The organism is Archangium lansingense, assembly GCF_026626635.1.
Classification (GTDB): domain Bacteria; phylum Myxococcota; class Myxococcia; order Myxococcales; family Myxococcaceae; genus Archangium; species Archangium lansingense.
Window position 1 is genome coordinate 11,351,262 of the sequence record NZ_JAPNKA010000001.1, and the last position, 11,104, is coordinate 11,362,365.

The following is an 11,104-nucleotide window of genomic DNA, read 5'->3' on the forward strand; positions in this document are numbered from 1 at the left end:
GGGACCCGCCGGAGCGGGCCCCTCCCCACGTCACGGCAGGTACAGCTCGACGCCGCTGCTGGCGATGCCACCGCCGCCCTGCGCCGGGCGGATACCGCCGGCGACGAGCACGAGGCCAGACGGCAGAACCGTGGCCGTGAAGTCGATCCGTGCGGTGCTCATCGTTCCCGCGGAGGACCACGTGCCCGCGGCCGGGTCATACAGCTCGGCGCTCGCGACGTAGCCGTTGGAAATGGTGTAGTCGTAGCCGCCCATCACGAGCGCCTTGCCCGACTGCAGCGCCACCCCCACGGTCCCCGCGCGCTGCGCGCTGAGGCTCCCGGTCATCGTCCAGCTATCCGCCGTCGGGTCATACACCTCGGCGGGGAGGGACGGGCCCTCGGTGTCCGCCACCAGCACCTTGCCGGAGGACAGCTGCACCACCACGGTCCGGTAGTGGCTCCAGAACATCGCGTTGGTGAGGCTCCAGAGGCCCGTGTCCGGCGCGTAGAACTCGACGTTGTTGGTCGAGTAGGAGGTCCCCCCCACCACCAGCACCCTGCCGGACGACAGGACCAGCGCCTCATGCCCCGCCCGGCTCAGATTCAGGATCCCCGCAGACGTCCAGGTGTTCGCCGCCGGGTCGTACAGCTCCGCATCGTACTGGCTGCTCATGCCGCCGTAGCCGCCCACCACCAGCACCTTGCCGGACGGCAGCAGCGTGGCCGTGTGGTCGGCGCGGCCGCGACTCATTCCCGCCACCGGAGACCAGGTGCTGGTGGCCGGGTCGTACAGCTCCGCGCGCTCCGTCGACACGTAGTTCGAGGCGATCGTGGCGTAGCCGCCCACCACCAGCACCTTGCCGGACGGCAGCAGCGTGGCCGTGTGGTTCTGGCGTGCCGTGCCCAGGCTTCCGGTGGACGTCCAGACGTCCGTGGCCGGATCGTACAGCTCCGAGGACGCCAGGCCCCCCGTCAGCCCGAACCCTCCCGCCACCAGCACCTTGCCGGACGGCAGCAGCGTGGCCGTATGGGCGCTTCGCTCCGTGGTCATCGGCGGCGAGCGCACCCAGGTGGACGGCGGACAGGCAGGACCCGTGAGGGAGACCGTGAAGGTGGTGGAGGCGGACAGGCCCGCCGCGTTCTTCACCGAGGCCGTAACGGTGGTGGTGGGCCGCGACGGAACCACGCAGGAGGGCGCCGTCCAGACGACCTCGCTCGAGGCGATGCCCGACAGCGGCGAGCCCAGGGTGCCCCGGAAGGACGACCACTGGAAGGAGAGAGCGCTTCCCACGGGGTCACTCGCCGTCACGCGAAAGGTGACGGTGCTACCCGCGGCCACAGTGGTGGCGGACTGGGTGGAGCCCGTGATGCGCGGCGGGAAGCTCGCCGTGGGCTTCTGGCCCACGCACATGCGCAGGGTGCCCGTCGTCTGGCCGCCACGCCCGTCGGTGACGGAGACCTCCAGAGCGCAGACGGAGCAACCATCCTGCGAGGGCGGCGGAATGCCGTGCGGCGAGGGCGTGAAGGTCGCCGTGCGCGTGGTCTCACCCGTCCAGGTGCCGGAGCACCAGGGCGAGGACCACTGATAGGAGAGCGCGTCCCCGTCGAAGTCGGAGGCGGTGGCCTGCACCGTCGTCGCCTCACCCATGGCGATGAAGGAGGGCGAGGCGGTGATGCGCGTCACCTGCGGCCAGGAGTTGAGGATGGCACCCACGGAGGCGCTCCCGCCCACGCCGCCATCCTGCCCGGGCCCGCCGTCCACCGTGAGGGTGAGGCTGAGGGCGGCCGAGGCCCCGCGCGAGTCCGTCACCGTCACCGTCACCGTCGCGCTGCCTGCGAGCGCGGGGGCCGTCCACGTCGTCGAGGTGCTGGTGGTGTTGTCGAAGCTGCCCGCCGAGGACGTCCACGCGTAGGAGAGCGTGTCCCCCGCGTTGTAATCCACCGCGGTGACCTGCAGCGACACGGAGCCGCCCACCGCCACGCGGTTGCTCGAGGCCACCAGCGAAGTGATGCGCGGCACGTCGTTCTCGAAGCCCGGCCCCGAGCTCGTCTCCTGGAGCGTGATGCTCACCACCGCCGTCGTCCCGCCGGAAACGGTGACGCCCGTGGCCTGGCCCGCGAAGTGCTTGCCGCCCGCGGCGTCGAAGGCCTCGGCGGTGAAGGTGCGGTCCGAGCCCACCGGAATGCTCGACAGGGTGCCGCTCCAGTTCCCGCCCGCCTTCACCAGCGAGCCAGTGACCGGGTCCATGTCTGGCGCCGTCACCGTCACCAGCACACTCGCCACCTCATCGGCGGTGGCCGACTGGATGACCGCCATGAGCTGCACCGAGCCCGTGGTGCTCTCGGTGGGCTGAGTACACCCCGCCGCCACCAGGACGACAGCGGCGAGCCATAGCCAGCCCGCCTTCATTCTCTGAACCATGTGGAAGAACCCCCTCAAAGAGTCGCGCCCGCTCCAAACGGGCGGCGGGCGAACACTACAGGGGCCCCCCCATTCTGAGTCCAGCGGGGGTGGATTATTCCGGATGTAGGCGCTCAGCCCACGGTGACGCGGCGCACGCCGCGGGCTTCCAGCAGCGTGGGGAGGCGCTCGCGCTGATCGCCCTGCAACACCAGGGTGTCCTCCTCCACGGTGCCGCCGCAGCCCAGGCCCCCCTTGAGGGCCTTGAGCCACTTCTCCAGCTCGGCGGCGGGCAGTCCAAGCTGCTCCACCACCGTCACCTCCTTGCCACCGCGCCCCTTGCGCTCCATGCGCACCACGGCGCGCGCGGGGCCCTTGGGCGCCTCGGCCTTCACGGGCGCGGGAGCAGGCCCCGACGGCAGTTCCTCACGCTTGAGGTTGAGCGCGGCGAAGGGGTTGTGGAAGGGCGCCGCCGGAGCGGACGCCTCGGGCTTCTTGTCGCGCTTGCCCATGGCGTCCGTCCGTTCAGTGCGGGTGATCGTGAGCCTGCAACGCCTGCTGCTTCGGCGCGGGCAGCACCTTGAAGGCAGGGGCGTCGGGGTTCCCGTCCGACATGATGAGGGCGTAGAGGAAGGACGGGATGGGCTGCGCCTCGCGGCCGTTGATGACCACCAGCGGCGTGCCGTGCAGGTCATGCTGCTTGGCGAACGCGATGTCCTCATCCAGCTTCCTGTTCGTCTCCGCTCTGGCGATGCACGCCTCGAGCTGCGAGCGCGAGACCGAGCCGGAGGAGAGGATGCTCAGCACGTTCTGCGAGTTGAGCGTGGCCTGAGCGGCGAAGAGCTTCTCGCGCAGCTCCCAGTAGTCGGGAGCGTCCTCGATGCAGATCTGCCCCTTCGCGGCCAGGCAGCGGATGCCGGTGCCATCGGTGGCATGCGGGGGCATGGTGCGGTTGCACTGGCCATCGAGCGGGAACTGGCGGGCCTCCAGCGACAGCTTGCCCTCGGGAAGGCGCTTCTTCATGAGGGCGAGCACCTCCACCAGGCCCTTGCAGTGGGGGCAGCGGCTGTCCGTCCACTCCACCATCTTCACCGGCGCGTTCTCGGGGCCGTAGCGGCGGCGCGTGGCCGACAGGGCCGGCAGCGGCGAGTCCATGCGGTAGCGGGCGAGCGCGTTGGAGATGGCCTGCTGCTCCGGCTGGGGCAGGCCGAGGAGGTACTCCTCCAGCGAGCCGGGAGCGGCGGTGGCGCGCATGGTGGCGACCTTCTCCACGGCGGCGGTGGCCTTGGGCGTCTGCGAGCCGGGCATCAGCAGCGCGACGTAGGCGGCGACGGCGAAACCCCCCGTCCACTTGAGCGCGCGGCCCCACTCGCCCGTCTGCGGCAACACGGGAGCGGGCAGGCCCCACACGGCCACGCCAGCGAAGCTGAGCGTGAGGGCGTAGGTGGCCAGACACGTGGGACACAGCGCCCCGGCGCTCGCGCTCGCGAGGCCGAAGACGAGGCTGGCCGCCACACCGGCCGCGGCCGTCAGACGCAGGCCGTTGGCGGCGGGACGCACGGTGTGCCCGTTCTTGCGCCACACCAGGTAGAGCGCCGAGAGCGCCACGGCGACGATGCCCCACACCAGGCCGAGCGCGGCCACGGGCATGCCCAGCCGCTCATGCACGCCGCTGGAGAAGGCGGAGTTCCACACCGTCTCGCAGTTGACCTTCTCAGAGAGGCCGCAGCTGGTGGTACCACCGCTGCGCAGGGTGAGGAGCTCCTTCCACTGGTAGATGGAGAGCGCGGCCTCGGCGAGGCCCAGGCCGAGCAGCGCCGTGGCACCACGGACGGGGACGGGAGGGGGCGGATTGGCCTTCTTGCTCATGCGTGCTCCGGAGGGGGGGTCATCAGGACGAGGAGGCGGGCGTTGTCGGGGCCGTCATTGGTGACGCCGTGGTCGACACCCGCAGGGGCGAAAAGGGCGGCACCGGGGCCATGGGAGGCCTCGTCCGCGCCGATACGGAAACGGCACCGCCCTTCCAGGACGAGGTACACCTTGTCCGAGGTGGCGTGCCGGTGGGGCTTCTGGCTCTGGCCGGGCGTCAGACAGTACACGTCCAGGAAGAAGCGCTCGGATTTGAAGAGGTTGTGCTTCTGGAGCTTCTCGGCCGAGAAGCCCAGGAAGTCCGACAGGTGTTTCACATCCATCGTGGCATTCACTCCCGCGCCTCTATATAGCGACGGTCATGGAACCGCTGTCTCTGCATTTTCTTCACGAGCAGGCAGGAGCCCACTTCCTAGGAGTCAACGGCCGGGAGGTCGTGGCCGACTATGGGGATGTGGAGGCGGAGTACCGGGCAGCCCGGCAAGCGGTGGCCCTCCATGATGCCACCTATCGGGAAGCGCTGCGGATAACCGGCGAGGACCGCGCCAGCTTCCTGCACGGCATGGTGACCCAGGAAGTGAAGGGGCTGGAGGCCGGGGCGGCCACCTACGCGGCGATGATCACCGTGAAGGGCTCCATGGTGGCTGACGCTCGCATCATTCGACGCGAGAGCGAGCTGCTGCTGGACCTGGAGCCCGGGCTGGGCGCCAAGGTGCTGGAATTCCTGGGGAAGTTCCTCATCTCCGAGGACGCCGAGCTGCATGAGGCCACGGGCGAGCTGGGGATACTGCGGCTGATGGGACCCCGGACGGCCGACCTGCTGGGCGCCGTGACAGGTGGCCCCTTTGCCGCCCTGCCGCCGGACACCACCCGGACCGTGCAGCTGGCGGGCCAGGAGGTGCTGACGGTGGGACGTCCCGGACAGGGGCCAGGGGTGGACCTGCTGGTGCCGCGGGGCGGGCTGGAAGCGGTGTGGAAGGCACTGGTGGGAGCGGGTGGGGCGTTCGAGCTGAAGCCGCTGGGCTGGCGGGCGCAGGAGGCGCTGCGGGTAGAGGCGGGGGTGCCGCGCTACGGCCAGGACATGGTGGACACCACCATCCCCCTGGAGGCGAACCTCACGAACGCCATCTCGTACAACAAGGGCTGCTACATCGGGCAGGAGGTCATCGCGCGAGCGACCTTCCGGGGGCACATGAACCGGAAGCTGTCGGGCCTGCTGCTGGGGACCACCGAGGCAGCGCCGGGGACCGAGCTGAAGAAAGACGGCAAGAAGGTGGGCTGGGTGACGAGCGTGGTGCGCTCGCCGCTCAAGGGGCAGACGGTGGCGCTGGGGTACGTGCACCGGGACCACCTGGAGCCGGGCACGGTGCTGGCATTGGGTGAGGGCCCGGCCGAGGCCACCGTGGCGGCCCTACCCTTCACCTGAGCCAACCTCTCCGCCGAGCCCATCTCCCCGACCGAGCGCATTTCCCCTCCGCGCCCATTTCCCCTCGCCCTCCGGGAGAGGGACGGGGTGAGGGTATCTGAAACACTTGGGTTGGACCCCAGCGGTCGAGCAGCCTGATCCGGGAGTGACCTGGCCGGCTGCTCATCGCTGTCAGGGAGCTTGCTATCCTGCGCTCCCCCCATGCGCCCATCCCCCCTCGCTCGACCGCCCGCTCGCGGCACTCGTGTGCCTTGTCTCCAGCCCGTCGCACTCGCGCGGGTGTCTCCATGAGCGCCCGGGCAGAGACAGGTACCGGGGAGGCGGTGTGCGCGCACTCCCTGTTCGAGACCCAGATGGCGCGTGCACCCGACGCCGTAGCGGTGACGTACGACGCCGAGTCGCTGACGTACCGTGAACTGGACCAGCGGGCGAACCGGCTGGCCCACCACCTGGTGGCGCTGGGAGTGGAGCCGGAGGCGCGGGTGGCGCTCGCGCTGGAGCGGACGCCGGAGTGGGTGGTGGGGCTGTTGGGCATCCTGAAGGCTGGTGGCACCTACGTGCCGTTGGAGCTGGCCTACCCTCGAGCGCGGCTGGCTCGGGTGCTGGAGGATGCGAGACCGCACGTGGTGGTCACGCACACAGCACATCGGGGGCGGCTGCCAGCGGTAGAAGCCCCCACGGTGTGCCTGGATGCCGCCGCAAGCGAGCTCGCGCGCAGGCCCTCCGAGGCCCCCGCGGTGCAGGTCACCCCGGAGCACCTGGCGTACGTCATCTTCACCTCGGGCTCGACGGGCCGGCCCAAGGGCGTGCAGCTCGCGCACCGCGGGCTGGTCCACGTGCTGCGCGGCGTCATCGAGGCGCATGGAGTGGTACCGGGCCAGCGCGTGCTGCAGTTCGCCTCGGCAGGCTTCGACGCTTCCGTGTGCGAGGTGCTGTCCACGCTGGCCGCGGGCGCAGGACTGTGCCTGGCACCGCGGGAGGCAATGCTGCCCGGGCCTCGGCTGCACGCCCTGCTGCGAGAGCAGGCCATCACCACCGTGACGCTGGTGCCCTCGGTGCTGGCACAACTGGAGCCCCAGGGGCTGCCCGCGCTGAAGACGCTCATCTCCGTTGGCGAGGCACTCCCGCCGGAGCTGGCGCGGCGGTGGAAGCCGGGCCGCCGGTTGCTCAATGCCTATGGGCCTACCGAGGCCACCATCTGCGCGACGGTAGAAGACGCCGTGGACGTGGAGCGGCCCTCCATCGGTCGGCCACTGCCGGGAGTCGGAGTCCACGTGCTCGACGAACGGCTGGAGCGGGTCCCCTCTGGAGCACCGGGCGAGCTGTATGTGGGGGGCATCGGAGTGGCGCGTGGCTATCTGGGACAGCCCGGGCTGACGGCGGAGCGCTTCGTGCCGGACCCGTTCATCGGTGAGCTCGGCGCACGGATGTACCGCACCGGAGACAAGGTGCGGGCGCTGCCGGATGGACGGCTGGAGTTCCTGGGGCGCATCGACTCGCAAGTGAAGGTGCGGGGCGTGCGCATCGAGTTGGGAGAGGTGGAGGCCGCCCTGGCGCGCCATCCGAGCGTCCGGCAGGCGGCGGTGGTTCTTCGAACGGAGGCCTCCGGAGACACGCGGCTCGTCGCGTACGTGGTCCCCGCGGGTGACATCGCCCCGTCTCCCGAGACGTTGCGCACCTTCCTGCGCGAGCAACTGCCGGAGCCGATGCTGCCCTCGGCCTATGGGGTGCTCGCCGCGCTGCCACTCACTCCGCACGGCAAGCTGGATGCACAGGCCCTGCCCGAGCTGACGCCCTCTACCGGTCCCGAGGACGCCACACCGCCTCGCACCCCGCGGGAAGCCCGGCTCGTACAACTGTGGGCCGAGCTGTTCCACCGCGAGCGTGTAGGCCTTCACGAGGACTTCTTCCTGCTCGGAGGACACTCCCTGCTGGCGGGCCAACTCCTCGCCCGGCTGCGTGAGACCGAGGGCGTGGAGCTGCCCCTCGCCGCCCTCTTCGAACACCCCACCGTCGGGCGACTGGCCAGCCTCATCGATGAACGCGAGGGGCAGGCCCCCTCTGCTCCCGCGCTGCCGCCCCTGGTCCGCGTCCCACGCGATGGCACAGCGCCGCTGTCCTTCCAGCAGGAGCAGGTGTGGTTCGTGCACGAGCTGTCCCCAGGCAACCTGGCCTACAACGCGCAGATGGTGCTGCGGCTCCGGGGCGCGCTGGACGTGCCGGCGCTGGAGCGAGCGCTGGCGGAGATCATCCGCCGACATGAGAGCCTGCGCACCACCTTCCCCACTCGGGATGGGCATCCGGTGCAGGAGGTACACCCGCCCTGGGACGTGCACGTGCCAGTGATGGATCTGCGTGGCGAGGCGGATGTGGAAGGCGCAGCGAAGCGTCGCCTCGCGGAAGAGGTGCGACGCCCGTTCGACTTCACGCGGCTGCCCCTGGTGCGCTGGACGCTGCTCCGGCTGGGAACAGAGGAGCACGTGCTGGTGCATGTGGAGCACCACTTCGTCCACGACGGATGGTCCGCCGCCGTCTTCCTGCGCGAGCTGAAGGCCCTCTACCCCGCGTTCTTGGAGGGACGCGCCTCACCGCTGCCCGAGCTGGCCTTCCAGTTCGCGGACTTCGCGGCGTGGCAGCGCAGTTGGCTGCGAGGCCCAGTGCTGGAGCAGCAACTGGCGTACTGGCGGCAGAAGCTGGAGCCCCTGCCTCCGCCGGTGGAGCTGCCTGCGGATCGGCCGCGTCCGCGCACTCCGAGCCACCAGGGCGGAGAGCTGCGCACGGAGCTGCCCGAGCCCCTGCGCCGAGCGCTCAAGACGCTGGGCCGCGAGCAGGGCGTCACCTTCTTCATGGCCCTGCGGGCCGCATTCGTCGCGCTGCTGCACCGCTACACCGGGCTGGAGGACGTGTGCATCGCCACCACGGTAGCCAACCGACGCGCTCCGGAGGTGGAGCCGCTGATCGGCATGATGGTGAACACGGTGCTGCTGCGCACGGACGCGGGGGGAGACCCCACCTTCACGGAGCTGCTGCGGCGAGTGCGGACGGTGGACCTGGAGGCGCACGCACATGCGGACGTGCCGCTGATGTCGCTGGTACGCGAGCTGCGGCCCGAGCGCGACGGCGGCCCCTCCCCTCTCTTCCAAGTGATGTTCAGCTTCCATGACTCGCCGGTGCCGGAGCTGGACTTCGGAGGCCTGCGGGGCTCGACGGTGCCCATCGGCAATGGCTCGTCGAAGTGCGACCTGAACATCATCGTCATCCCCGAGGGCGAGCAACGCGCGGGCACGGGAGCACCAGAAGACGGCCCCGTCTCCATCCGCTGGGAGTACAGCGCGGACCTGTTCGACCATGAGACGGTGGCAAGGTTGGCCGCGTGTTACCACCGGCTACTGGAGGCGGTGGCCGCCGCGCCGCTCACACGCCTGTCCGAGCTGCCGCTGCTGTCCGAAGAGGAACGCCACCGGGTGCTGGTCGCCTGGAACGGCTCCCGGCCGGAGCCGCTACCCAGCGACATGGGCCTGCATTCGGCCTTTCAGGCCCAGGCCCGGCGCATGCCCCGCGCGGTGGCGGTGGAGTGTGGCGGCCGGACGCTGACGTACGGCGAGTTGGAGCAGCGGGCCGGACAGCTCGCGCGCCACCTGAAGCGATTGGGGGTGGGGCCCGAGGTGGCGGTGGGGCTGTGCGTGGAGCGCTCGGTGGAGATGGTGGTGGGGCTGCTGGGCATCCTCGAAGCCGGTGGCGCCTACGTACCGCTGGACCCTGGCTTCCCCGAGGAGCGGCTGGAGTTCATGCGGCGCGACACTGGGATGCCGGTGCTGGTAACGCAGGCGGCGCTGCTACCGAGGCTTGCTTCGGACGGAATGTGCACGGTGTGCCTGGACTCGGACGGCCCCGCGCTGGCCCTCGAGGACGAAGCACCCCTGCACCAGGCGGTGCAGCCGGAGTCGGCGGCGTACATCCTCTATACCTCCGGCTCCACGGGAAGGCCCAAGGGCGTGATGGTGCCTCACCGGACCGGGGCCCGATTCCTCGCGGCGATGAAAGAGCAACCGGGACTGTCGTCGGAAGACGTGCTGGTAGCCGTCACTACGCTGTCCTTCGACATCGCCGTGCTGGAACTACTGCTGCCACTCTCAGTGGGAGCGCGCGTGGTGGTGGCCGGGCGCGAGGAGGCCACGGACGGGGCGCGGCTCGGGGCCCTGCTGGAAGCGAGCGGCGCCACGGTGCTCCAGGCGACACCTTCCACGTGGCGACTGCTGGAGGAGTCCGGCTGGAAGGGGCGGCGGCTGAAGGCGCTGAGCGGTGGTGAAGCACTACCCCGCGAGCTGGCAGCGAGGCTGCTGGAGCGCTGTGGCGAGGTGTGGAACCTATACGGCCCCACGGAGACAACCGTCTGGTCCACCGTGCACGCGGTGACGTCGAAGGAGGACGGGCCCGTGTCCATCGGTCGGCCCATCGGGGGCACGCGGGTGTACGTGCTGGACGCGCGGATGCAGCCGGTGCCGACCGGAGTTCCCGGAGAGCTCTATATCGGTGGAGAGGGCGTGGCGCGGGGCTACCTGGGCCGGCCGGAGCTGACGGCGGAGCGCTTCGTACCGGATGCCTTCAGCGGAGATCCGGGCGCGCGGCTGTACCGCACGGGAGACCGGGTGCGCTGGCACTCGAACGGGACGCTCGCGTACGAGGGCCGCACGGATCAGCAGGTGAAGCTGCGCGGGCACCGCATCGAGCTGGGAGAGGTGGAGGAAGCACTGCGCCGACACCCATCGGTGCGCGAAACGGTGGCGGTGGTACGCGAAGACACCCCAGGAGACCGGCGCCTCGTGGCCTACGTGGTGCCCACTCCCCCCACTCCTCCTAATTCCCCTCTCCCTCTGGGAGAGGGACGGGGTGAGGGTATAGAGCTGCTCGGCTTGAACCCCGAGGCCCTGCGCACCTGGCTCAAGCAGACGCTGCCCGAGTACATGGTGCCCTCCGCCTTCGTCCCCCTGGAGGCCCTGCCCCTCACGCCCAACGGCAAAGTAGACCGGCGAGCCCTGCCCGCCCCTGGACGTGAAGCGCTCGGCTCCGCGCGGACGTACGAGGCACCGCGCACCCCGGACGAGACATGGCTCGCGGACCGCTGGGCCGAACTGCTCGGCCTGGAGCGAGTGGGCGTGCACGACGACTTTTTCTCCCTAGGCGGGCACTCGCTGCTGGCGGCGCGGCTCGTCTCACGGCTGCGTGCGGAGCAGCAGGTAGCGCTGTCCGTCCGGCACGTCTTCGACCAGCCGACAGTGGCGCAGCTGGCCGAGGCGCTCGCCGCCGCCCGTGCGAGGCCCCCGGACACCGAGTCCATCCGCCGCACCGAGCTGCCCGTGGATCCAGCGCAGCTCTCGGACGACGAAGTGAACGTCCTGCTCGGCATCGAAGATCTCTGAGGAACAC

At 70.5% G+C, this 11,104-nt stretch carries 6 protein-coding genes; 2 read left to right on the top strand and 4 right to left on the bottom strand.

Annotation, left to right across the window (positions count from 1 at the left end; genetic code table 11):
• Positions 1-30: 30 nt before the first annotated feature.
• The 4 genes from OV287_RS45460 to OV287_RS45475 all read right to left on the bottom strand — a co-directional run bounded on the left by OV287_RS45460 (position 31) and on the right by OV287_RS45475 (position 4,574).
• Positions 31-2,403, bottom strand: coding sequence for a Kelch repeat-containing protein (locus OV287_RS45460; RefSeq protein ID WP_267540311.1), 2,373 nt, complete (start codon positions 2,401-2,403; stop codon positions 31-33).
• Positions 2,404-2,516: 113 nt separating this feature from the next.
• A complete protein-coding gene (locus tag OV287_RS45465) occupies positions 2,517-2,894 on the bottom strand; it encodes a translation initiation factor (RefSeq protein WP_267540312.1) in 378 nt (125 codons plus the stop codon).
• 13 nt (positions 2,895-2,907) lie between these two features.
• Entirely contained in the window at positions 2,908-4,251 is a 1,344-nt protein-coding gene (locus tag OV287_RS45470; RefSeq protein WP_267540313.1) for a vitamin K epoxide reductase/DsbA family protein, read from the bottom strand.
• Complete coding sequence (locus tag OV287_RS45475; protein ID WP_267540314.1) at positions 4,248-4,574, bottom strand: cupin domain-containing protein; 327 nt, start codon at positions 4,572-4,574, stop codon at positions 4,248-4,250. The genes OV287_RS45470 and OV287_RS45475 overlap by 4 nt, the downstream gene beginning before the upstream one ends.
• Before the next feature lie 38 nt (positions 4,575-4,612).
• Here OV287_RS45475 and ygfZ point away from each other — a divergent pair, with 38 nt between their 5' ends.
• Positions 4,613-5,677: a CAF17-like 4Fe-4S cluster assembly/insertion protein YgfZ gene (ygfZ, locus tag OV287_RS45480; protein ID WP_267540315.1), complete on the top strand. Its 1,065-nt coding sequence runs from the start codon at positions 4,613-4,615 to the stop codon at positions 5,675-5,677.
• 287 nt (positions 5,678-5,964) lie between these two features.
• Positions 5,965-11,097 carry a non-ribosomal peptide synthetase gene (locus tag OV287_RS45485; RefSeq protein ID WP_267540316.1) on the top strand — a complete coding sequence of 1,711 codons (5,133 nt, stop codon included), beginning with the start codon at positions 5,965-5,967 and terminating at the stop codon, positions 11,095-11,097.
• Positions 11,098-11,104 lie beyond the last annotated feature (7 nt).